The following is a 22,792-nucleotide window of genomic DNA, read 5'->3' as shown; positions in this document are numbered from 1 at the left end:
TTCGCGGCCTATGGCAGGCAAACGCGGAATGATGGGTTTGGCCCACTGGGATTGTACGTCGTTAGTATCGGCGCACGGGCATTGCTCAGCAGCCTGCAAGACGTCGACTGGCTGTTCAGAGATCACAGCTATGGCGCCGAATGGGTCGCAGAAGCGATCAAAGACAGGGGGATACGCGCATTCAATTCGGGTCGGATACAGCGCAAGAAGGCTGTGAAATACGGCAAGCGACGGTACAAACGCCGCAAACAGATCGAGATCATGCTCGGCAGGTTCAAGGATTGGTGGCGCGTGGCAAAACGATACGACCGCTGGTCGAATATCTTCCTCTCAGCCATCACTCTCGAGGCAACTGCCATCTATTGGCTATGAGTCCTGAACCTAGGATCGACTTAGCTGATCTCTTTGGGCGGGATGCAGCAGTTCGAACGATCGTAAAGACGACCGCATGTTCCGCGGTAATTTTTTGCAACTCAGCCGTATTGAGCGGCAAAGCGAATGTCCGGCACCAAAGATACATTGCGGCCTGACCTGAAAACATCGATGGCAGAAAAGGTCATTCTTATAACGGGGCTGTCGGCCGATCTTGTGATTTCGTGCGGTGCCCTTGGCTACGCTTCGCAACACGTTTGCTTGCTGGTCCCTCGTCAAAACCTGCCACAATCCACTTTCATCTTGTCACCCGTGATCGCCGACGACAAATCTGATGCATAATACAAGGCCGCCCTGCCCACCTCTTCCGGGGCAACCCAGCGTTTCAAAGCCGCAACATCGGTGTAGTTCTCGCGCTCGATTTCTTCGACAGGGCGCCCTTCGGCCTCGGACCTGCGCTGCAGAATGCGGTCCATGTTCTCGCCGGACACCGCACCCGGCATCAGGGCGTTGACGCGTACGTTCACAGGACCCAGTTCGCGGGCCATGGTTTCCGTAATCCCGATCAACGCGAATTTCGATGCGACATAGGCCGAGCGCATTGGATAGCCCTGAATTCCCATCAGGGACGACATGTTGATGATCGAACCAAATCGCTGCGCGCTCATGATTTTGGCCGCTTCCTGCAGACAATACATCGCGCCGACCAGATTGATGTTCATGCAGCCGATCCACGCCTCCATGTCTACCTCTGCAACAGGTGCAATCGGGCCGGGGCCACCGGCATTATTCAGCAGAACATCGATTTTCCCAGTGATTTCTTTGGCCTCGGCGAACATCGCTTGAACCTGGGTTTGATCCGAGACGTCGCAGGCGATGGCGTGCCCATCTATTTCGGACGCAACGCGCTGCAGCGGCTCCAATCGCCGACCGGTGACGACCACTCTGGCGCCGGCATCGGTGAAAACCTTTGCCGTTGCTTCGCCAATGCCGCTTCCGCCCCCGGTCACCACGGCCAGTTTGCCATCCAGGCGGCAGGTGTCGGTTGAAATCAAACTCATAGCTGTTCCTTGTCAAAGTCGCGCCCTGGATCGAACAGAGGCAGTTCGGGCTCGCGCCCCAAGATGAAATCCCCCATCAGTTTTCCGATATACGGGCCAATGGTATAGCCGCCGCGGACACAACCCAGAACAAAGGCATCCTTGATACCCGGCAAAGCGCCCGCCAGCGGATAGAAGTCCGGAACGTTTGCCTCAAACCCGGTCCAGCTGCGAAGAACACGGGCTTTCGCCAGCGCGGGAACGGCAAACTGCGCCAGTGCAATATTGGGGATGACAGTTTCAGCGGTAACTTCGCCCCTACCCTCTTGTGGTGTCCCACGCCCTTGCCAACCGCCACCGACCAACACGGTGCCATTGGTCTTTTGCTTCATGGTCAAAAGGCCGGTCGCATGGCCAATGACCGACGAGGTCAAAGGTGGCATCCGCTCCGTCACGGAAACGGTGTTGATCCGCGCGCGCACCGGCAGGTCGACGCCAAGCAAGGCGGCCACAGGTTTCAACCACGCACCTACAGCCAAAAGAAGGCGGGTCGCGTGGACAGGTCCATGAGTGGTAGTGAGTTCAAAACCTTTGGCTGTCCGACTTATTGCCGTCACGGCTGAACGCTCCCGATAGGGTATGTCAGCCCCCTGTAGGCGTGCACGGTAATACTGCCCTGTCAGCGAGGAATTGGCATAACCATCCTCGGGGCAGAAGCTGGCAGCCAGAACCTTTTGATTCAGGTTTGGTTCAGCCGCCCTTAAAGCGTTGTTCGAGACGAAAGTGATAGGTGCCCCGGCTTCGGCCTTGAGCTTCTGCCGCTCGTGCAGCAGCTCGACCTCGCGTTCGGTGAAAGCGAGCGTATAGCCGCCACTTTTTTTGAAACCGACCGCATCGCCCATGGCCTCCCAGTCATGGTGGCCACGCAAGGCATAAGGCATAAGTTTGACGCGCTTGATCTGAAGGCTGAGTGTTCCGGCATTGACACCGGACGCGCCCTGCCCCAGATCCCCCTGGTCAAGCACAATCGGGCGCATACCACCTGCTGCCAGTTGCAATGCGGCAGCGCAGCCCATGATGCCGCCACCGACAATCGCGATATCGTAGCGATCTGTCACAGCGGCGCCGGTTTCGGGATGGGAAGGTCAGCATAGTCAAAATCACCAGCAAGGGCACTTGCCGGAACCGGACGCAACGGTGGGCGCGGTGTCGGGGGCGGCACTTCGGACTCCGGACACCCAAGCTGACGCGCGATCAGATGCGCCACGGCGGTTTGACAATATTTGCCACCGCACGGCCCCATTCCCGCGCGCAAACCTGATTTCACCGCGTTGGTGCTGGCGGCACCCGATGAGATTTCAGCTGCGATGTCGGACCGGCGCAAGCTTTCGCACCGGCACATCACCGTATCGGATGTTGTCAGTTCCGCCATTCCGGGACGCTGAATGCTCAGCGCTGTCATGGCTGTTCCAAACCGGGCAGCACGCTTGTAAGCGGGTCGCAGACGCGCTTGTTCCGACTCTGTGTCCTGACCCAAATATGCCAACGCACTAAGCCCGGTAAGCTTGCCCTGAATTTCTGCCGCGGCAGCCCCTCGAATGCCTGCGCCGTCGCCGCACAGGAATAAACCGTCAATCTCTGTGCTTCCGTCCAGTTGCGCCTTGGGGACCCAACCACCCAGCTCGGGTCGATGACTCAAAGGCAGCCGGGTCAATTGGGCGGCTTCAACAGAAGGGATCAAACCATTTCCAAGACATAGACTGTCGGCCTCAATCTTGTGCTCAGCACCCCTAGGAGCCCAATCCGCCGTCAGTTTTCGCAAACCAACAGCAGTGACGCGTTGGTCACCGTCGACCCGCGTTACCGCATGTTGCCAAAGGATTGGCACCCGCGCCATCATCAGGTCGGCCATCCAGCGCCCCCCGCGGACCAACAGATCAGGTCTGTCAAACATAGCCGGTATAGCGCGCGCCCAATCGCCGCGTGAATTAGGAGTTACAACCGCTGCGACATTGCCACCCAACCTGCGGATTTCGCTGGCCACGAAAAACACCAGAGGGCCGGTCCCGCTGACGACGGTATGTTTTCCGAGCAGTGTCAGGTCCTGCTTGAACAGGGCGGTTGCCCCGGCCAACCCGATCACTCCGGGCGTGGTCCATCCCGGCACCGGCTGAACGAATTCACGTGCCCCGGTCGCAAGGATCAAGACCTTCGCGGCAATCACGTCTGACGCACCATTGTGTAGCACATGGATGTGCCATCCGACCTCTTGACGCTCGATCTGCCAGACACGCGCGTCACCTATGTGGGTCACACGACTGTCGGTGATAGCGCTGCGCAAGGCCTCACCCGCTTGCGTTTCTGACGTCTCGGGGGCGCTGACAATTGCCGCGCTCTTCGCGCGCCAGACCTGGCCTCCGGGTTTGGGTTGCTCATCGATCACAACGACCCGGCAATCCCGCCGGTCAGCCGTCAAAGCCGCATTGGCTCCGGCGGGGCCTGCCCCGATGACCGCGATATCGTAAACCTGCGTCACGTGCTTTTGCGCCTGAGCGATTCTACGACCATCCCGCTTACCACTGGCTGGCGACAGCTTTCAACGATGGTCCCATCCACACGCACTGTGCATTCCTGGCACAGCCCCATTAGGCAGAACGCACCCCGCGCCGCGCCATCTTCGGGCGCGTCGCGCAGGTGCAGATAGCCAGCCCGCAGCAAAGCCACAGCCACGGTCTCACCCGAATGGGCAATCACAGGCGTGCCGTCGAAGGAGAAGCTGACCTTGTCCGCACGCCGGATTTGGTCGGAATGATCTGGGACCAGACGGATCATCCGTAGCTGATCCCCAATTGATCGAAGGTCCGCTTGATCTTGTCGATATCCACCTTAGATGCAGGCAAAACCGGATCGCGCGGCACGCCGGCCGGCTGACCAATAAGGTTCAGCGCCGCCTTGAACGAGGCAGGCCAGGTCGCGGTGCCCATCAGCAGTTCATACAGCACGGTCAATTGGTAGTGGGCCTTGCGATAGGTCTCATCCGGTGCGCCGGTTCCGACCGCAGCCATGTCCGAGGGCAGCAGATCAGTGAACTCCGGCCCGGTGGCGATGAAACCTTTCGCTCCCAAGCCAAACGCGGGCATGATATAGTGGCAGGGCCCTGTCATCACCGACAGCTTGTCTCCCAGACGGTTCAGCAAGCGCGTGTGATAGAAGAAATCGCGCTGGCTTTCCTTAATCCCAATGACGTTGTGATTGTTCAGCAGCATCTCGGTCTGGTCCACAGTCAACGAAAAGCCCATACGGCGCGGAGAATTGTACAAAACCAGCGGTTTGTCAGTCGCGGCAGAAACTTTCTCGAACCGGCCCATCAGCTCGGCCTCGGACGCCTTGAGCACATAGGTTTGCGGCATGGACAGCAACACATCGGCCCCGTTTTCCTCGGCGGCGCGCACATAGGCCAGCGATGCGTCAATGGTTGGAGCGGAAATCCCCATCATGATCGGAACGCGACCTTTGGCGGTGTCCTTAGCCAGCCTCACTAGACGGCCCCGTTCTTCTGCCGACAAAGCCCAGCTTTCACCGTTGTCGCCCGCGATACAGACGCAGGTTGCACCCCGGCTTAGCAGAAACTCAAACAGGTCGACAAATGCGTCTTCCATGATGTTGCCTGTGCCGTCGAAGGGCGTCGCTATTGCAGGCACATAGCCGTGCAGGTCTTGTTTTTGCATTGGGTCCTCGTCAGTCGGGAAGCTTGCAGGTGAACACGCCACCGTGCTGAGCGTCGATGATGTACAAAAGCTGATCGTTATCCGGGTGGAACACGACCGAAGTGGTCCACAGCCCTTTCGGCAATCGAATTTCGGATATCGGATCACCAAGGGCATCAAAAACATAGGCTCGGCCTGCCTGCGCTTGCGCAACAGCCAACCAGCCCAAAGTATTTGTGGCCAGCCCGTCGGGTCCCAAACCACCAGAAAGATGCAGAAATGTCCCCACCATTGGTTGGCCAGTCTCCGGCAAGCGGCGCGCGAACCGCCAGACCTGATTGGCGCGCGTGGCAGCAACATAAATCCAAGCCCCATCGGGCGAAACACAGATGCCGTTGGAATACGGGACGCAATCCAGCACGAGGCGCAGCGTTCCATCCGATGACATACTATAAACCCGTCCAGTTGGGTCACTGTAGGAACTACGCCCGCTATCGGTGAACCAAAGCGTTCCGTCTGGCCCAAAGCACATATCTGACAGCCCCAGAAATGGTTGCCCTTCAAGCCCGTTGCTGAGCACCTGAAACTTGTTTTCGCCGGTCAGTTCCGTCAGCCCGTGCTGGTAATCGACCGCGATCCGGCGGCCGTCAGGGGCAAGGCGCATCGAATGCGGCTCACCTTCTATTTTGTGCTCAACCGTCCATGTCCCGTCCGGGGTGATGCGAAACACGCGGCCGTATGGCACATCTGACAGCCAGAGATGTCGCGCCTCATCAAAAAACGCCCCCTCCAGAAAGGAGTGCATGGGCTGTCCCGGTCGGGTCATTCTCGCCCAGCGCGAGGGTTCGCCCTTGTGGCGCAGTGCCTCGGGCAAAGTAGTAAAGGGCTGGGCGATCTGGATCGGCGCGTCGCGCATCATTTGACAACTCCTTCCGCGATCAGCCGTTCGACCTCATCGGAAGTCAGTCCCAGTTCCGTCAGCACGTCGCGACTGTGCTCACCATGCATTGGTGGGGCGCTCGTCAAATTGGGGCCGCCATCGCTCATACGGAACGCCGTCAGCGGAAGCGTGGCCGCATTGTCTCCGGGGTTGGGTCGGAAATATTCCCGTGCCGACAGTTGCGGGTTTGAAACCGCATCGGACAGGGATTGCACCTCGGAACCGGGCAGATCAGCGGCGCGCAGCAGGCCCACCCAATCCGAGGTCGTCCGGGTGCGAAACACGCCTTTCAATACGACCCGCACATGATCCGGTAAGCCCCAGACATCCGGCCAACTGTTGACCTGATCCAAACCCGGAACGGGGTTTCCGATCCCGCGCAACATTGCGGCTAATTTGACATACTGTTGAGGTCGAAACACCCCCAACATCAAACGCCCATCTGCGGTTTCGTAGCTTGCTATCCCAACCTCTTTGTCGCGGCTGGCCTTGACGGGGTGCTGCGCGGCCGCAACCTCGGGCGACATCATTTGCATCGCCACTTCCAGCATCGAAACGCTGATGTGGCACCCCTGCCCTGTCCGCGCGCGTTGAATGAGTGCCGAGGTTATCGCAAAGGCAGCGGAATAGCCTGTGCTGTAGTCGATGAAGGATACGCCCGGTTTTGTTCCACCGCATTGTTCAATGGTGCCGCTTATCGCCTGGATCACGTTATCATACGCGCCGGCGTCAGCATCCGGTCCGACATCCCCGAATCCGGTGATCGAGCAATGTATCAATTCAGGATTGATCTTGCTAAGCGCGTCATATCCCAAGCCCAGGCGATCCAGCGCCCCGGTACTGTAATTTTCAACCAACACATCTGCGCCGCGAACTAATTCGAGCATGAGCTCACGCCCGCGCGCGCCCTTCAAGTCCAGAGACAACGCGCGTTTGTTGCCGCCCTGCACCTGATAGTTCAGCCCAAGGCCTTTTGCGTTGGCGTCCGCGTCAGGACCTCGACCGCGTGCACAGTCAGGGTCCGTCGGTGATTCTATCTTGACGACATCCGCGCCCAACAATGCCAGCTGGTAGGTGCAGAAGGGACCCGCAAGAACGTGCGTCACATCCAGAACTTTCAGATTGTTGAGAGCGCCTGCCATCGTTTCCGCTGTTCCACCCGCCTGTTGCCCATAACGCCTATTGCACTTTGTACTATCGTCTAATATACAAAACACCGTTCTGTATGCAAGACGATATCCTCATGACCTATGTGCTGCACCGTAACTTGAAATCCTCGCTGCCCAATGTCGTCGGCGGAGACGGAAATTATCTGATTGATGCGGATGGCCATCGCTATCTCGACGCCTGCGGCGGAGCAGCGGTTTCCTGTCTGGGGCATGACAATGCTGCTGTTCGGGATGCCATCAAGGCACAGCTGGACAAGACGGCCTTTGCCCATACCAGCTTTTTCACCAACGAACCTGCCGAAGAACTGGCCGAGTTTCTGATTGCGCGTGCTCCAAAGGGCACGGGCGCGGGGCGCGTGATGTATCTGGGCAGCGGGTCCGAGGCGATGGAAGCCGCCTTGAAACTTGCACGGCAGTACTATCTCGAACGCGGCGAAATCAACCGTACACGGATCATTGCCCGAGCACCGTCTTACCACGGCAATACTCTCGGTGCGCTCGCCACTGGAGGTCATGCTGGCCGCCGGGCGCCGTTCCAGCCCTTGCTGATGGACGTTGATCATATCGACGCGGCCTATGATTACCGGTTGCGTGCTGACGGTGAAAGCGAAACAGACTTCGCGCTGCGCATGGCCAACCTGCTGGACGATCGCATCCGTGCAGTGGGGCCGGAAAACGTCATGGCCTTTGTGGCCGAACCCGTCGTCGGTGCCTCTTTGGGCACGCAACCTGCGCCCAAAGGGTACTTCCAGCGCATCCGCGAGATCTGCGACGCTTACGGTGTGCTATACATCGCAGATGAGGTCATGTGTGGCATGGGCCGAACCGGAAGCCTGTTTGCCTTGGAACAGGAAGGCATTGCCGCAGATATCACCACAATGGCCAAAGGTCTGGGTGCCGGATATCAGCCGATCGCCGCCGTCATGGCCGCCGAAAAGGTCATCAAAACCATTGAGGCAGGCAGCGCAACGTTGTGGAACGGCCACACCTACATGTCGCACGCGATAGCCACCGCTGGTGCGCTGGCTGTTCAGAAGGTCATCGAACAGGAAAGCCTGCTGGAAAACGTCCGCGCGCGTGGGGCACAACTTGGCGAAGCGCTGAAGCAGAGCTTTGAGCACCATACGAATGTTGGCGACATACGCGGGCGCGGGCTGTTCTGGACGATCGAGCTTGTAGCCAACAAGGGAACAAAGGCGCCCTTTCCGATCAGCCGAAAACTGGCCCCGCGCATTCAAAGCGAGGCGCTGGGTCTTGGAATGATGTGCTACCCCGCGCAAGGATGCGCAGATGGCACCTCGGGGGATCACGTTTTGCTTGCGCCATCCTATACTTCAACGCCCGAAGAAATTGAGCTGATTGTTGAAACACTGGCCAAGGCTGTGGCCCGCGCGCTGGAGGATTGACATGGGTAAGAAGACCATCCTGACCGCCGCGATCACTGGCAATCTGATGACGCCGGAAATCAGCCCTCATCTGCCGGTGACACCTGGACAGATAGCTGAACAGGCATTGGATGCCGCCAAGGCCGGCGCCTCGATTGTGCATTTGCACGTTCGCGATCCCGAAACCACCAGGGGCTCGATGCGTTTGGATCTGTATCACGAGCTTGTGGATCGAATCCGCGCGCAAAATGACAATGTCATACTGAATCTGACCACGGGAGAAGGTGGCCGCTTTGTACCGTCCGACGACGATCCGCAAATCGCGGCCCCAGGTTCGACCCTGTGCGCGCCAGAAGACCGTGTTGCCCATGTCGAGGAGTTGCGACCGGAAATCTGTACACTGGACTTCAACACCATGTGGTCCGGACAGGCGAGCGTCATCAACAGCCCGCGCAATGTCGAAATCATGGCAAACCGCATCTACGGCGCTGGCGTGAAGCCAGAGATTGAGATCTTCGACTCTGGTGATCTGCACATGGTCAAGGATTTCGTGGTACGTGGCGTATTGAAAACGCCGCTGATGGTACAAATGGTGCTGGGCGTTCGGTTTGGCGCAGTAGCCAACCCCGAAACCATGGCGTTTCTTGCCAGCCAACTGCCTGAAGGCACCGAATGGGCCGGGTTTGGCATTGGCCGCATGGCGTTTCCGATGCTTGCTCAGGCCTATCTGCTGGGCGGACATTGCCGGATCGGCATGGAAGACACGGCCTACATCCGCAAAGGCGAACACTGCACATCCAACGCTCAGTTGGTCGAGAAAGCCGTGTCGATTGTCGACCATCTTGGCGGATCCATTGCATCGCCAGACGAAGCACGTGTTATTCTGGGCATCGGAAGCTGAGGACAGCATGAACAGTATTCCGGTCATAGAGGGTATTTCGATTGCGGATCTGCACCGCGACCCCATGAACATCTATGCCCGCTTGCGTCGTGAATCCCCCATCGCGTTGATGAAATCAACCGGTCGGGTTCTTCTTACCAAAGCCGAAGATGTCCGGCGCGCAAAAGAGGACCTTGAATTTTTCACCTCCGAGGACACTGGAACCCCAGCGGAGCGCGCCTTTCAGGCAACGTCGATGATGCGCAAAGATGGCGCGCAACACAGATCCGAGCGTATGGCTATGGCGCCAGGCCTTTCTGCCAGCAAGATCAAGACAACCTGGCGAGCCCTTGCTGAAAAACTGACTCAGCACTACCTAGAGGAACTTTCCCGAAAACAGGGGCGCCTGGATCTATTCCAAGAACTTGCGGCACCCTATGCAGGGGCTATCTTGGGCGACGTTCTGGGCTTGCACGGAGCCGACGCAGATCAAATTGTGAAGTGGAGCCAGACTCTGATCGACGGGGCCGGCAATGTTTCAGGTGATGAAGAGGTTTTCGCCCGCTGCGACATCGCCAATGACGAGATCAACCAACTGATCGACGACAACATGGCCCGCTATCGCGATACGCCCGATGACAGCGTTCTCAGCGGGATGACCCATGCGAAGAATCCGATCCCACTGGACAGAATACGCTGCAATATCAAAGTGGCCATTGGCGGCGGTGTGAACGAACCGCGCGATGCTTTGCTTACTGTTGTATTCGGGCTGCTGACCAACCCAGAGCAACGCAACGCGGCGATGGCAGACCCGGCAATGATGGCGCGCGCCTTCGAAGAAGGTATTCGTTGGGTTGCCCCGATCCAAACAAGCCCGCGCAAGACGCTCAAACCTGTGACGCTCAGCGGTGTCGATCTTCCTGCGGGCACCCCGGTATCGACCATTCAGGCCTCGGCAAACCACGACGAAGCCATCTATGAGAATCCGGAAAAATTCGACATCTTCCGAACCGAAGACCGTCACTTCTCATTTGGCAATGGCGCTCACTTCTGCATGGGGACGCATTTGTCCCGCATGAGCGTTGCACAGGTCATGCTACCCAGTTTGTTTCAACGCTTTCCGAACATGCGGTTGGCAAATGCGGATGCCGTCGAGTGGTACGGTTTTACTTTCCGCGGACCGCTTTCACTGGACGTCTGTTTGTGACGATGTCACGGGCCAGCATATCCCAACTCGCGCGAGATTTGCAGCGCCGTTGCTTTGGTTTCGGGCACGTAAAACTCGTCAATCCGGTCAAAGTCAAAACCGCTGTCCGGCCCGGACAGGTTTACACAGGCTACGATCTGCCTGGTGTTGTCACGCACTGGTACCGCGATGCTGGATCCGCCGGGATCGCGAAATCCTTGCGAAAAGACATATCCGTTGTCGCGAACATCCTGCACACGCTGGCGAAGTTGCGAACAGGATGTGGGCGTATGTTCCGTAAATGGCACCATTTCGATCCCGTAGCAAAAGGCCTTCAACTCTTCGTCGCTGCGATCCCCCAACAGGCACCAGCCAATCGCCGAGGCGTAGGCCTGAGTCCGGGTTCCGGTCACCATGCTGGAGACGAACCCGGTTCGCGCCTGGTGACTGCCCAGATACAGAACGTCATGCCCCTCAAGCACACTGAGATGCGCGCCAACACCTGTCTTGTCGCGCAGCGCCGACAGGAAGGGCCGAGCAATGGCTGTGATCGGCTGCTGATTGAGATAGGCAAACCCAAGGTTCAACACCCGCGCACCAAGCGTATAGGTGTTTTTCTGTTCTGCCTCTTTCAGAAAATCCATCTGCCGCAGCGTATAGACCAGACGAAAGGCGGACGATCGGCTCAGGTCCATAGCGCGGGCGATCTCGCTCAGCGACATGGGTTCATCCGCCGCGCCAAGGATTTCAAGCACGCGCAGACCGCGGTGAAGTCCGGGCACGAAATAGACATTGTGATTGGGGGATTCGGTCATTCCTGGCTCGACTGCTCTCATATTTACGCGCAAACGTTTTATATGCAAAACAAAAGACTTGCAATGGAGGAAACACCATGACGCAAGAGCATGGGCAAAACGCCCTCTTGCCGACCAACGAAGACACCTGCGGGCCCTACTTCCCGATCTATTTCCGCGATCCCAGCCTAGAAGACCTCACACGGGTTGATCCGGGTGTCGTTGCTGGCGCCAGCGGCCAGCATATTATCCTGCGCGGGCGCGTGCTGGACCGGCATGGCAATCTGGCCAACGGTGTCGTGATGGAGTTCTGGCAAGCCAACGCAAAGGGCGTCTATCGGACCCCCGCGACCGAAGGCAACCCGGACATCGACCCGTGGTTCGACGGCTATGGCCGCTTGCGTTCGGATACCGGCGAATACACGTTCCGCACCATTATGCCCGGAACCGCCGGAGATCGCGCACCAAACATCACGCTGACGATCTTTTCAGACGGCATCAACCGTATCGTGACTCAGATATTCTTTGCTGAACAACCGGCCAATGACAGCGATCCGCTTTTGGCGACACTGAGTGACGCGGACAAACCGAAGCTGATTGCGCGTCACGACGGGCGCACGGTCGATGGCGCCGAAGTTTATCTGATGGACATCGTCATGGCCGGAGACAGTGAAACCCCGTTTTTCGACGATTTTGAAAGCTGAGAAGAGGACGCCAGGATGACCAAGCTTGGAAGACAGATTGAGATCGGTCCGACAGACAACACCTCGGACCAGCGCACACCGCGCCAGCGCCTGAAACTGATCCCGGACGTCGCACGGGAAAGCTTTGTGCCCTATATCCCCGCCCGTCACGCGACGCGCGCGCATGAATGGGACCTGACCCGTATCTCTCCAGATCGGCCCCGTGCCGATGGCGAGCCGATTGAGGTGACGGGCACCGTCAGAACCCAAAGCGGTGCACCGGTCCGCAATGGTCTGATCGAAATCTGGAACGCCAACCACTATGGCCGGTACCGCCATGTCGAGGACAGCTCGGGCCTGCAGTTGGACGAGAACTTCTTTGGGATGGGCCGGGTGCTGACCGACGCAGAGGGCAACTATAGGTTCTGGACGATAAGCCCAGGTGCTTACTTGGCACGCCCGGATATTGGACGTTGGCGGCCGAAACACATCCACCTGTCAATCAGCGGCGGATCATCGCGCCTGATCACCCAGATGTATTTTCCCGACGAACCAAACAACGCATCGGACCCGATGGCGATCTTGATGGGCGACACGTTCGAACGGAACATCGGCAAACCCTATGACACGCCGGATATTGATGTGAATCAGGGATTCCGCTTTGACATCGTCATCGGCGGCCGCAACGCAACCTTCTTCGAATGATGGGGCTGAGCAATCTCTATGCGCTGGGGAATCTGACCCCCAGCCTTCCCGACAGCGGCGATTACTGGATCGCGCCAGATGCGCGGGTGATCGGCCAGGTTACACTGGGCGAAGGGGCTTCGATCTGGTGGGGCGCGGTCCTGCGGGGTGACAACGAACCCATCGTCATTGGCCGGGGTAGCAATGTGCAGGAACACTGTGTTTTTCACGTAGACCCCGGCTTTCCCCTGACGATCGGAGAGAACTGCACCATCGGCCACAGGGCGATGCTGCATGGCTGCACGATCGGTGATGGCACTCTGATTGGAATGGGCGCGACAGTCCTGAATGGCGCGAAGATCGGCAAGAGTTGCCTGGTCGGAGCAGGCGCATTGGTCACCGAAGGAATGGTTGTACCCGATGGCAGCCTAGTCATCGGGATGCCCGCAAAAGTGAAGCGTCAACTGTCCGAAGAGGCGATCGCCGGTCTTGCTCGTTCAGCGGAAAAGTACCGCTGGAACAAAGACCAATTCAAAACAAAGCTGGAAGCAGTGTAAACCGGGCGGCGGGCCGAAAAACCCATCAGTCAATCTGCAGCAACTTGCCCGGGTTCATGATACCTTTCGGGTCGAAGCCGCGTTTTATGGCTTGCATCATCTGATACTCCACATCGCTTTTCTGTCGCCTCATCCGGTCGACAAAGATAGCCCCTACGCCATGTTCCGCGACGATTGAACCGCCAAGATCCCAGATCAGAGCGTCTACCTTTTCGTAGATCGGCTGACTGACCGCAGCCGCCGAGTCTTCGGTCGGAAACACGCTGTAGTGGATGTTGCCATCGCCGACATGACCCACCGCATAGCAGATCGCGCCGGGATCGATTTCGTGAACGAGTGTTTCGGCCTGGCCCACAAACTCCACCATCCGATGCGTCGGAACTGAAACGTCCCATTTCAGCATTTTGCGTTGAAAATACTGATGCGGGATCATTTGTTCGCGGATTTCCCACAGGTTCCTCTCTTGCGCGACCGATTGCGATAGGACCGCGTCCGTCAGAATGTCCTGGTCGAACCCCTGCTCGAACAGGTGCATCAGCGGCTCTTCGACACTCTCGCGTCCGGCAAATCGGACCAGAAGATACCAATCCGCGCGCGTTTCAAGCGGGCGCTGAAGGTCCGGATAGCGTTCCAGCGCCTTTTCGATCCCCAGCCCGGGCAGCAGCTCGAACGCTGTCAGGTTTTGCCCCCCAATCTGCCGGGCCATATCAAAGAACTCGGGCAGGCGTGTCATGTCGTCAAGTACAGCCATCATCGACTGCGTCACCGGCTGGTTGGGATGCAAACGGAACACCAGCTTGGTGATCACACCCAAGGTGCCCTCGGACCCGATAAACAGATGTTTCAGATCATATCCCGAATTGTCCTTGATCAGGCCGCGCAAACCGTTCCAGACAGTCCCGTCAGGCAGAACCACTTCCACCCCCAGCACCTGTTCGCGCGTTGTACCATAGCGCAGCACATTGAGACCGCCGCCGTTTGTGGCGACTGCACCACCAACGGTGGCCGTGCCTCGCGCGCCCCAATCCGGCGCGAACACTCGGTCTGCATCCAGCGCTACGTCCTGCAGGGTTTGCATCAGAACGCCAGCCTCAACCGTTGCTGTGTTCGCCAGCGGGTTCACTTCGATGACCCGGTTCATACGCGATAACGACAGCAGCACCGTTTGCCGCCCGTCCAACGGCACCGCCATGCGACAGACATTGGTGTTGCCGCCTTGCGGGACAATGGCCACGCCGTTCTTAGCGCAAATTCCGACCAGATCCGCAACCTGCTGCGTCGTTTCCGGACGCGCAACCAGCAGGCATGTACCGGCGGAACCCAGAATATCCTCGAGGTAATGCGAAGCCTCATGCGGCGACACCCACCCGTTTGGGCCCAGCAGATCTCTCAAGGCTTGGATCACATCCTGCATGTCGCTGCCTTTCCTGTGATCTCCGCCTCAATCCTCGATACTGACCGAACCCGAGGTGTCCTCGGAAGGTCTGCGAGACAGGAACCATGCGGTCGTGCCAACCGCCAAAACCAGAAGGATCAGTGCGATGGGGTAGTTGACTACCCGGGCCCAATCTCCGTTCATCAAAGCCAGGCTTTGGGACAGCGAAACCTCGAACCGAGGCCCGAGGAAGAAAGCGATGATGAAGATCACAACCGAGTAGCCATAACTGGTCATCAGGTATCCGATCGCCGCAAAGATCAGCATGACGGCAACGCCAAAAAGTCCTCCGGTCGCCATCGAAACACCAACAATGCACAGCAGCAGAGCCGATGCAAAGATGATGGATTCCGGGGCCGAGACAACCTTGACCCAGAGCCGAAGACCGGCCTGCCCGACCCACAGATTCAGGAAGTTCGCCATGATCATCGCGCCAAACAGCCCATAGATCAGACGTCCCTGATCCTGGAACAGAAGCGGACCCGGCTGAATGCCGTGGATCATGAACGCGCTGATGATTAGTGCCGCGCCAACACTGCCGGGAATGCCCAGCGTGAGCAGCGGAATCAGGTTCGACCCGACCACCGCCGAGTTCGCGGACTCGGCCGCAGCGATACCTTGCAGATTGCCCTTGCCGAATGTCTCGGGCTCTTTCGACGTGCTTTTGGCCGTTGCATAAGACATAAAGGCCGCCGCTGTTGAGCCGATCCCGGGTAGCGCCCCCAGAATGGTGCCGATCACTGCGCCGCGCAGCATCGTGAAACGGCAGGCCCAATACTCGGCCCAGGTCACGCGACGATCATCCGGGTCACCTGTATCTCTGACCTCAATCGCGCCTTTCACTTCACCCTGAATTTGCGAAAGCCGACGCAGGATTTCGGAGATGGCCAACATACCAATGGCGACCGAGGCGAGCGGTAAGCCATCAAACAGATCCCAATATCCAAACAACAGGCGCGGAGTGTAGTTTTCGGGATCGCTTCCGATCATCGCACAAAGCAGACCGAAGGCGGCTGCAATGATACCTTTGATCAGCGAGTTCCCGATCAGGCCAGACAGCACAGCAAAGGCAAAGATCATCAGGGCAAAGACCTCGACCGGCCCCATGCGCAAAGCCAGGACTGCCAACGGTGCCGACACCGTAATCAAAACCAGATCGCTGAATGTATCGCCGGTGACCGAAGAAAACAGCGCCATCTTGGTGGCTTTTAGCGGTTTACCTGCGCGCGCCAGCGGGTACCCGTCCATCGCAGTGGCGGCGGCGTCCGGGGTGCCGGGTGTGTTCATCAACACCGCAGGCACCGCCCCGCCAACCAGACCACCTTTGTTGACTCCGACCAGAAAGGCAATCGCAGGCAACGGGTCCAGTCCGAAGGTAAAGGGTATCGCGATGGCCATTGCCATTACCGGTCCTATCCCCGGAACGGCGCCCACAAATTGCCCAACCACCACCCCGAACAAGACAAACGCCAGGTTCCAAAGGGTAAAGGCATCGCCGAACCCGGCAACAATGGTAGCCAGATCAACCATAATTCACCCTCCTACGGTAGAGCCCGTTCCAGAATGACTGCTACCAACAGCCAGATGCTGGCGGGCAAGACAACAACGCCGAGGAAAAGCCAGAACATCCGGCGCTCGCCGATCAGCATCATGATCGCCAGGGCCAGAACAGGCGCCGCGTAAACAAAGCCCAAGAACGACATGAGCAGCAATCCAGCCGCCAGCAATGTGAAATAGAGACCGGCGAACATGAACTCACGCGGGCCCTGCGCCTTGTGCGCCGTGGGCTTGAGCATCAAAAGAGCGCCGCAAACCGCCAGAACAATGGCCACTGCATTGGGAATTGTTGAGGGCAGAACCCATCCGTCGTCGACGGATTCAACAAAGGTGGGAATGATCGCGAAATAGAGCAGCAGCCCAAACAACAGAAAGAAACCACCTGTCGCGCGATCCGCTGTATGTGTCATGATCATCCCCTCCGGGAAATGCGCCCGACGAACCTCTCGTACAGGCGCGCCGTTGGCTTATTCTGCGAACAGAACTTTGACGTTTTCGATACCGTCCACCATCATCTGTTTGGTGCCCTCGGGACCGAGATTCAGCGTTTCCGACGTCGCCGCGTTACGCACGACTTCCGCCACTTCATCAGAGGCGATCGCGTTTTCAAGCGCCGCCGTCAAAGCCGCAAGCGCTTCGGGATCTGTTCCGGCTGTTGTAGCAAAATAGAAGAACGGATCGACATAGGCATCAAAGCCGGCTTCACGTACCGTCGGCGTGTCAGGCGCGTACGAATGGCGCGCGTCGTTGGCGCTGGCAATCATTTTGAAATCACCGGATTCCAAATATTTGAGATGCGTTCCGGCCGAGAACCCTGCGAGAACCTGACCACCCAGCAGCAACTTTTGGGTTTCGGCCTCACCCTTGGTCGATACAAACCGGAATCCGGCATCGGTTTCGCGGTCTACAACTTCCATCAGCAATTTTTGCGGCGGTGCGCCAAATCCGATGGCGAGACCATCATTGGCTTTGGAGTATTCTACCATCTCTTCCAGCGTGTTGAACGGAGCGTCAGCACGCGCAATCAGAGCCAGCTGGGCACGTGACACGGTGCCCAGATAATCGAAACTGTCCAAATCAAACGGTAGCTCCTCGCCGCGTTTCACCAGATTGATCAGGATCGGCATATTCACACCCATGCCGATTACGTTGCCCTTGGGCGGCATCTTGGAAATGCCAGTAAACATGGCGACCCCGCCGCCACCGGTCTTGTTTTCGGCAATGATGTTCCAGCCGGTCTGTTCTTTCATCACTTTCGCGATCACCCGTCCCATCGTATCGGTCGACCCGCCAGCACCAAAACCAATCTGCAGTTTCAGCGTGCCTTTGGGTTCCCAATCGTCTGCCTGTGCCACACCCGCAAGTGCGAGGACCGCACCGGCGATAGCGCCGGCAAATTTGGATTTGAGTTTCATGGTGTTACCTCCTGAAGGGAATTTTCTGTTTCGCGGGTTGCCGCGAGCTTGCCTGGCGCGAGCGGTTCGCCGCTTGCCTGTTTGGCTGCCTGTTCGAGGCGCATGCACATCTCGAGAAACTGCAATCTTTCCTGTTGCGTGAGGGCCGCGTCCATTGCGTCAGTCAGCCGCTCGACATCGGGAAACAGGTCGGTGTGCTTTTGGCGACCTTTTTCGGTAAGGAAGAACAGCTTGGTGCGTCTGTCCAACTGTGAAGGGCGGGTGCTGATCAATCCGTGTTCGATCATTTCAGTCAGATGTCGGCTGACCTGGGCCTGCTCCATCCGAGTAAACTCGACCAATTGTTTCTGAGTCGCTTCCGTTACCAACGACAGGCCCATCAATATCCGCCAAGAGACCAGCCCCATACCATCGGCACGTGACACAACCCGCGAGACTTCTGATTTCAAGGCGCGCGAAAGCCGGAATGCCGCAACCGCCATCAGGCTGACACCCTTTGGCACATGTCCGAGTTCGATACGTTCCAGACGGTTTGCCCCACCCATCGGCGATTCCTCCTGTGTGTTTTATAAATCAAACCTTGTTTTATATGCAATACAAATTTATGACTTGTCATACGCCTTCCCAAATCCACGAATTCCTGTTGAGCGGTTGGTGGTTAGGACACGGCGGAAAAACGGTAAGCGCAGGAGGGCGTAATATGACGTTCCGAAACGTATTGATTGCGTATAACGGCGGCCCCGGATCCAGGGCTGCCCTTGAATTCGCGATCTGGCTTGTCAACCATCACGATGCGCATCTGACCGGGATATTGGCCCATGGGGCATCGCAATTTACGCAGAAAATTCCGGCCTGGTTGACGAAGTCGCTGAAGTCCTCGCTGGCCGACGTTATGGACGATCGTATTTCGGAACTGACGCGTTCTTTCCGCGATGCGACCGAAGGCAAAGTGGCCGCTGACCGGCTGCATTGGCTGGACGTCCGGGCAGAACCCGATCAGGCCGTCGCCCGGTTTGCGCGTTTGTACGATCTGACCATTGTTGGGCAATACGAAAACCTTCTGGGCGCTGATGAGCTCGTGTTGCATCCCGATCGGATTGCATATGCCAGCGGGCGGCCTACCCTATTGATTCCGCGCGATATGGACATGAACAAAGTAATTACCGATACCGCCGTTGTCGCATGGGACGGCGGCCGGCGGGCCGCGCGTGCTTTCTTTGATGCGATGCCTGTCCTGAAAAAGCGTAAGCGCATCATTCTGGCTACTGTCGATCAAGGGCGCGGTCGCGAACATCCGATGAGCCAGGACAATCTGGAACGAGTTCTTGGGCGGCATAGTTTGAATCTTGAACACCGCACTTTAGCCGCCAACGGAACAATCGCAGCAACTTTGTTGCAACTCTGTCAGGATGAAGGCGCCTCACCCCTGATCATGGGGGCCTACGAACATTCGCGCTGGTCCGAAGACCTGATGGGCGGCGTCACACAGGAGATCGCACAGTCGCTGAACGTTCCCATCCTGATGTCTCATTAGGAAGACGCAAAATGCCAAAGAAAATTCTATTCATCATGTGCGACCAGCTAAGGTATGACTATCTGGGCTGCTCTGGCCATCCCAGCATACGGACGCCCAACATAGACGCGCTGGCCACACGCGGCGTTCGCTTCGACCGAACCTATGTGCAATCGACCATCTGCGGCCCCAGCCGGATGAGCTTTTACACCGGACGCTACGTGCGGTCGCACGGGTCTTATTGGAATGAGCATCCGCTACGCGTCGGCGAAATGACACTGGGCGATCACTTGAGGCCATTGGGCACCCGGACCGTTCTGTGTGGCAAGACCCATATGACCGCAGATACCGAGGGGATGGCGCGTCTGGGCCTCGACGCGTCGACCGGCATCGGTGCATTGGTTGCCGAATGTGGCTTTGAAATTTGGGACCGCAATGATGGCGTCGTTCCGGACGGGGCGAAAAAGCAACCATCGCACTACAACAAGCACCTTTCTGCCTTGGGGTACGATGGGCCAAATCCGTGGCATCAATGGGCTAATTCCGGGCGCGGCGAAGATGGGGAAATTCTGTCTGGCTGGCTTCTGAAACATGCCTCGGAACCTGCTGCGGTTGCCGAAGAAGACTCCGAAACACCATATACAACCACCCGCGCCATCGAATTCATGGAGCAGGCCAAGGACGAAAGCTGGTGCCTGCACCTGAGCTTTATCAAACCGCACTGGCCTTATATCGTGCCTGCGCCCTACCACAACATGTACGGGCCCGATGACATCCTGCCCGTCAATCGCAGCGAAGAGGAACGCAAGGATTCTCACCCCCTGCTGGCTGGCTATTTCAATCACCGCTATAGCCATGCCTTCAGCCGCGATGATGTCCGTGAAACGGTGATTCCGGCCTATATGGGCCTGATCACCCAAATCGATGATCAGATCGGACGGCTCGTGAAATACCTCGAAGACAGCGGTCAGATGCAGGACACACTGATCGCATTCACCTCGGACCATGGCGACTACCTGGGAGATCACTGGCTGGGTGAAAAAGAGCTATTCCATGACGCGTCGGCCCGTATCCCGTTGATCGTTGTCGATCCATCGCCAGAGGCAGATTCAACACGCGGGACCGTCAGTCCCGAGCTGACCGAAGCCATCGACCTTGCCCCCACATTCGTCGAATACTTAGGTGGAACCGCGCCAGACCACATTCTCGAAGGGAAATCACTGTTGCCGGGTTTGCGAAAGCAGAGGCATCAGGCCCGCGACTTTGTCGTGTCCGAATATGACTATTCGGCACGCCCCTACCTGCGCCATCTGGGGCAGGATACCAAGACCTGCGCGTTGACCATGATCTTCGACGGACGGTGGAAGATGACCTGGGTCGAAGGCCACCGCCCCATGCTGTTCGATCTGGAAACTGATCCGCAGGAACTGCGGGATCTTGGTGGGTTGCCTGACTATGCCAACCAGGTTGCCCGCCTGCGCGATATGATGTTCGCCTGGACCCGCAGGCAACACAATCGCGTCGCGATTTCGGATGAAAAGATAGACACCGATTTGTGCCGAGACGACGCAGACTATGGTGTATATCTGGGCTTTTGGGACGAAGACGAATTGGAGGCCTGGGAGGCCGCCCAAAATCAGACCTAACGCAGGATGCAGCGGCCTCGCCAAAATCCGGATCCAGGCTGAGCCCGATACGACCAAGGTTTGGCAAGCTCACAAAGGGAACAATGCGCAAAGACGCCAACCTGCATGTCGCGAGGCATTTTCCTGGGCGCAAAGAACGTCTGTGATGAACTCGTAGCGCGTGATGCGGTAGTATGCCCGAACAACGATAATGCCAAGATGACGATCGGTTGTGTCCACACGAAAGACCCAAACCAAGCTTCACTTACGATCCCTTTCGGCGAAGAGTGATCGCGTAGAACAAATTCAGAGTCCGGTCACCGACCAACCCCGACGGCATGCAATCGCGATGAGGCTTCTTTGACTACGTCCACAAACTCATCCACCATTTTCGAGTTTCCTGCCGCTCGTCGCGCGACGTAGAGTTCGATGCGTTGGCCGTTCGTTTGGTACGGGATGCAACTTAAATGCGGCGGCGCGAGGGCGCGAATCCAGGCGGGTGCCAGCCCAATGCCGACCCCGTGCGCCACCAGTTGCAGCATGGTGGATTTGTCAATGACTTCGCAGGCAATGTCCGGTTGCCATCCCTCGGCACGGTAGCTGTTCCAGAGCAGGTCGTGAAGGATCGGGCGGGCGTGTTTTGGAAACCCGATAATCGGATGATCCCTGATATCCGCCGCTGATAGCGTTTCTCGACTGGCAAGTTCCGATGCGGACCGCAAAACCACGACGGCGCCCTGCTGGTACAACAGATCTGCCTTCAGGAACTCATCTTCGGGAGGTTGGCGAACAAATGCAATGTCAGTGCGGTGGTTTGCAAGCTCTTGCGTATGGTGATCCGAAGACGAAATCTCAAGAATGTCCACGTGAACCGAAGGTTGCCGTTTGCGGAATTCCATCAGCGCCGGCGGCAACAGCATCGAGATTGCCTCGTCAACGCCGCTGACTCGCAGTGTCTTCAGCCCACTGTTGGCCGTGTGCCGGGCCTTGGAAACGGATTTGTCGATATCTGCCAGTATCCGCTTGGCGTCGCGCAGGAACTCGGACCCCGCTTGCGTCAGGCTGACCTGCCGGGTTGTCCGAAAGAACAGGGCAAAGCCCAACTCGTGCTCCAGCGCGGAAATACGGTCGGACAAGGCTGGCTGACTAAGGCCCAGGCGTTCGCCTGCCTTTCGAAAATGCAGTTCTTCGGCGACGGCCACAAAGCACTGAAGTTGGCGAAATTCCAAATCAAACCACCTCGGCTACTGTATGACGCGCACCCGTTGCCGTTCGCCCAATCCGCTTTCATATGTGCGGATCGCATCGGCGAATTCCAGCGAGTTCAGGGTATCGTCGCGCCCCTCAAGATGGGCGGTCTGCGTTGCGTCGTCCATGTCAAACGGCAGCTCTGCCGTGCCATGTCTGATGACCCGGTTTTCGATATCAATCGTATAGTTGACACCACCCTCATGGGACGCCGCTTGCATCAACTGATCCCGCACTTTGGGACTGACGATGGGCAGGGCAAGGCCGTTCTTGCGCGCATTGTCGTAGAAAATGCCCGCGAAACTGGTGCCGATGATGCCCTGAATACCCAGTTGAACCAGCCCCCAGACCGCGTGTTCACGACTAGATCCGCAGCCGAAATTGTCGCCGACAATCAATATTCTGGCCTTGTGCCAGGGATGCGTATTCAGCACAAAATCCGAGCGCAGCGTATCGTCGTCGTGAAAGCGCAGATCAGCGAATGTGCCATCCGCCAGCCCTTCGCGTGTGATCGTTATCAGAAAGCGTTTAGGCATGATCACATCGGTATCGACATTGGCAAGCGGCAAGGCGGCGGCGAGCCCGTGAACAGTTTTTGGCAT

General features: G+C 57.7%; 23 protein-coding genes and 1 pseudogene. 9 read left to right on the top strand and 15 right to left on the bottom strand.

All coding sequences use genetic code 11. The features are described 5' to 3' along the window. Positions 1-42 precede the first annotated feature (42 nt). Positions 43-372, top strand: a pseudogene (locus ACR0LX_RS12680) (transposase); the annotation flags it as partial. 275 nt (positions 373-647) lie between these two features. Here ACR0LX_RS12680 and ACR0LX_RS12675 read toward each other — a convergent pair. From ACR0LX_RS12675 to ACR0LX_RS12645, 7 genes are read right to left on the bottom strand one after another with little or no spacing between them, the layout of a single operon-like run. After that, the gene (locus ACR0LX_RS12675) at positions 648-1,433 is read right to left on the bottom strand and encodes an SDR family NAD(P)-dependent oxidoreductase (protein WP_480784030.1); all 786 of its coding nucleotides are present in this window, start codon (positions 1,431-1,433) and stop codon (positions 648-650) included. Next, the gene (locus ACR0LX_RS12670; RefSeq protein WP_480784029.1) at positions 1,430-2,530 is read right to left on the bottom strand and encodes an NAD(P)/FAD-dependent oxidoreductase; all 1,101 of its coding nucleotides are present in this window, start codon (positions 2,528-2,530) and stop codon (positions 1,430-1,432) included. The genes ACR0LX_RS12675 and ACR0LX_RS12670 overlap by 4 nt, the downstream gene beginning before the upstream one ends. Next, positions 2,527-3,948, bottom strand: a complete 1,422-nt coding sequence (locus ACR0LX_RS12665) for an FAD-dependent oxidoreductase (RefSeq protein WP_480784028.1) — start codon at positions 3,946-3,948, stop codon at positions 2,527-2,529. Before ACR0LX_RS12665 ends, ACR0LX_RS12670 begins: the two co-directional genes overlap by 4 nt. After that, positions 3,945-4,244, bottom strand: a complete 300-nt coding sequence (locus ACR0LX_RS12660; protein ID WP_480784027.1) for a (2Fe-2S)-binding protein — start codon at positions 4,242-4,244, stop codon at positions 3,945-3,947. Before ACR0LX_RS12660 ends, ACR0LX_RS12665 begins: the two co-directional genes overlap by 4 nt. Further along, entirely contained in the window at positions 4,241-5,140 is a 900-nt protein-coding gene (locus tag ACR0LX_RS12655) for a dihydrodipicolinate synthase family protein (RefSeq protein WP_480784026.1), read from the bottom strand. Before ACR0LX_RS12655 ends, ACR0LX_RS12660 begins: the two co-directional genes overlap by 4 nt. A gap of 10 nt (positions 5,141-5,150) precedes the next feature. Next, positions 5,151-6,038 carry an SMP-30/gluconolactonase/LRE family protein gene (locus ACR0LX_RS12650; protein WP_480784025.1) on the bottom strand — a complete coding sequence of 296 codons (888 nt, stop codon included), beginning with the start codon at positions 6,036-6,038 and terminating at the stop codon, positions 5,151-5,153. After that, positions 6,035-7,201, bottom strand: a complete 1,167-nt coding sequence (locus ACR0LX_RS12645; RefSeq protein ID WP_480784024.1) for a CaiB/BaiF CoA transferase family protein — start codon at positions 7,199-7,201, stop codon at positions 6,035-6,037. Before ACR0LX_RS12645 ends, ACR0LX_RS12650 begins: the two co-directional genes overlap by 4 nt. A gap of 101 nt (positions 7,202-7,302) precedes the next feature. Between ACR0LX_RS12645 and ACR0LX_RS12640 the strand changes: the two genes are divergently transcribed. From ACR0LX_RS12640 to ACR0LX_RS12630, 3 genes are read left to right on the top strand one after another with little or no spacing between them, the layout of a single operon-like run. Further along, positions 7,303-8,634, top strand: a complete 1,332-nt coding sequence (locus tag ACR0LX_RS12640; RefSeq protein ID WP_480784023.1) for an aspartate aminotransferase family protein — start codon at positions 7,303-7,305, stop codon at positions 8,632-8,634. 1 nt (position 8,635) lies between these two features. Then, positions 8,636-9,514, top strand: coding sequence for a beta-keto acid cleavage family enzyme (locus ACR0LX_RS12635; protein WP_480784022.1), 879 nt, complete (start codon positions 8,636-8,638; stop codon positions 9,512-9,514). A 7-nt stretch (positions 9,515-9,521) separates the two neighbouring features. Further along, positions 9,522-10,700 carry a cytochrome P450 gene (locus ACR0LX_RS12630; RefSeq protein ID WP_480784021.1) on the top strand — a complete coding sequence of 393 codons (1,179 nt, stop codon included), beginning with the start codon at positions 9,522-9,524 and terminating at the stop codon, positions 10,698-10,700. Between the two features lie 5 nt (positions 10,701-10,705). Here the strand turns inward: ACR0LX_RS12630 and ACR0LX_RS12625 are convergent, their stop codons facing one another. After that, positions 10,706-11,494, bottom strand: a complete 789-nt coding sequence (locus tag ACR0LX_RS12625) for an IclR family transcriptional regulator (protein WP_480784020.1) — start codon at positions 11,492-11,494, stop codon at positions 10,706-10,708. Between the two features lie 77 nt (positions 11,495-11,571). Here ACR0LX_RS12625 and ACR0LX_RS12620 point away from each other — a divergent pair, with 77 nt between their 5' ends. From ACR0LX_RS12620 to ACR0LX_RS12610, 3 genes are read left to right on the top strand one after another with little or no spacing between them, the layout of a single operon-like run. Continuing rightward, the gene (locus ACR0LX_RS12620; RefSeq protein ID WP_480784019.1) at positions 11,572-12,177 is read left to right on the top strand and encodes a dioxygenase family protein; all 606 of its coding nucleotides are present in this window, start codon (positions 11,572-11,574) and stop codon (positions 12,175-12,177) included. 15 nt (positions 12,178-12,192) lie between these two features. Next, positions 12,193-12,861: a dioxygenase family protein gene (locus tag ACR0LX_RS12615; protein ID WP_480784018.1), complete on the top strand. Its 669-nt coding sequence runs from the start codon at positions 12,193-12,195 to the stop codon at positions 12,859-12,861. Further along, positions 12,858-13,397, top strand: a complete 540-nt coding sequence (locus ACR0LX_RS12610; protein ID WP_480784017.1) for a gamma carbonic anhydrase family protein — start codon at positions 12,858-12,860, stop codon at positions 13,395-13,397. The genes ACR0LX_RS12615 and ACR0LX_RS12610 overlap by 4 nt, the downstream gene beginning before the upstream one ends. A gap of 25 nt (positions 13,398-13,422) precedes the next feature. Here ACR0LX_RS12610 and ACR0LX_RS12605 read toward each other — a convergent pair whose 3' ends face one another. The 5 genes from ACR0LX_RS12605 to ACR0LX_RS12585 are packed head-to-tail and all read right to left on the bottom strand — an operon-like array spanning position 13,423 to position 18,349. Further along, a complete protein-coding gene (locus ACR0LX_RS12605) occupies positions 13,423-14,811 on the bottom strand; it encodes an FAD-binding oxidoreductase (RefSeq protein WP_480784016.1) in 1,389 nt (462 codons plus the stop codon). 27 nt (positions 14,812-14,838) lie between these two features. Then, the gene (locus tag ACR0LX_RS12600; protein WP_480784015.1) at positions 14,839-16,362 is read right to left on the bottom strand and encodes a tripartite tricarboxylate transporter permease; all 1,524 of its coding nucleotides are present in this window, start codon (positions 16,360-16,362) and stop codon (positions 14,839-14,841) included. A gap of 11 nt (positions 16,363-16,373) precedes the next feature. After that, positions 16,374-16,799, bottom strand: coding sequence for a tripartite tricarboxylate transporter TctB family protein (locus ACR0LX_RS12595; RefSeq protein WP_480784014.1), 426 nt, complete (start codon positions 16,797-16,799; stop codon positions 16,374-16,376). A gap of 57 nt (positions 16,800-16,856) precedes the next feature. Beyond that, entirely contained in the window at positions 16,857-17,804 is a 948-nt protein-coding gene (locus ACR0LX_RS12590; protein ID WP_480784013.1) for a tripartite tricarboxylate transporter substrate binding protein, read from the bottom strand. Then, on the bottom strand, positions 17,801-18,349 hold the full coding sequence (locus ACR0LX_RS12585; RefSeq protein ID WP_480784012.1) for a MarR family winged helix-turn-helix transcriptional regulator: 549 nt from the start codon (positions 18,347-18,349) through the stop codon (positions 17,801-17,803). The genes ACR0LX_RS12590 and ACR0LX_RS12585 overlap by 4 nt, the downstream gene beginning before the upstream one ends. Positions 18,350-18,504: 155 nt before the next feature. On the opposite strand from ACR0LX_RS12585, the gene ACR0LX_RS12580 reads away from it, so the two are divergent. Continuing rightward, positions 18,505-19,338 carry a universal stress protein gene (locus tag ACR0LX_RS12580; RefSeq protein ID WP_480784011.1) on the top strand — a complete coding sequence of 278 codons (834 nt, stop codon included), beginning with the start codon at positions 18,505-18,507 and terminating at the stop codon, positions 19,336-19,338. 11 nt (positions 19,339-19,349) lie between these two features. Then, positions 19,350-20,963 (top strand): sulfatase-like hydrolase/transferase, encoded by a 1,614-nt coding sequence (locus tag ACR0LX_RS12575; protein ID WP_480784010.1) that lies wholly within the window; start codon positions 19,350-19,352, stop codon positions 20,961-20,963. Between the two features lie 296 nt (positions 20,964-21,259). Here the strand turns inward: ACR0LX_RS12575 and ACR0LX_RS12570 are convergent, their stop codons facing one another. Next, the gene (locus ACR0LX_RS12570) at positions 21,260-22,171 is read right to left on the bottom strand and encodes a LysR family transcriptional regulator (RefSeq protein ID WP_480784009.1); all 912 of its coding nucleotides are present in this window, start codon (positions 22,169-22,171) and stop codon (positions 21,260-21,262) included. A gap of 15 nt (positions 22,172-22,186) precedes the next feature. Then, positions 22,187-22,792, bottom strand: coding sequence for a 3-isopropylmalate dehydratase small subunit (gene leuD, locus ACR0LX_RS12565; RefSeq protein ID WP_480784008.1), 606 nt, complete (start codon positions 22,790-22,792; stop codon positions 22,187-22,189).

The sequence above is a fragment of the Ruegeria sp. CH11 genome, assembly GCF_056537105.1.
Note: the sequence above shows the minus strand (reverse complement) of the source record. Positions and strands in the feature narration are given on the sequence as shown.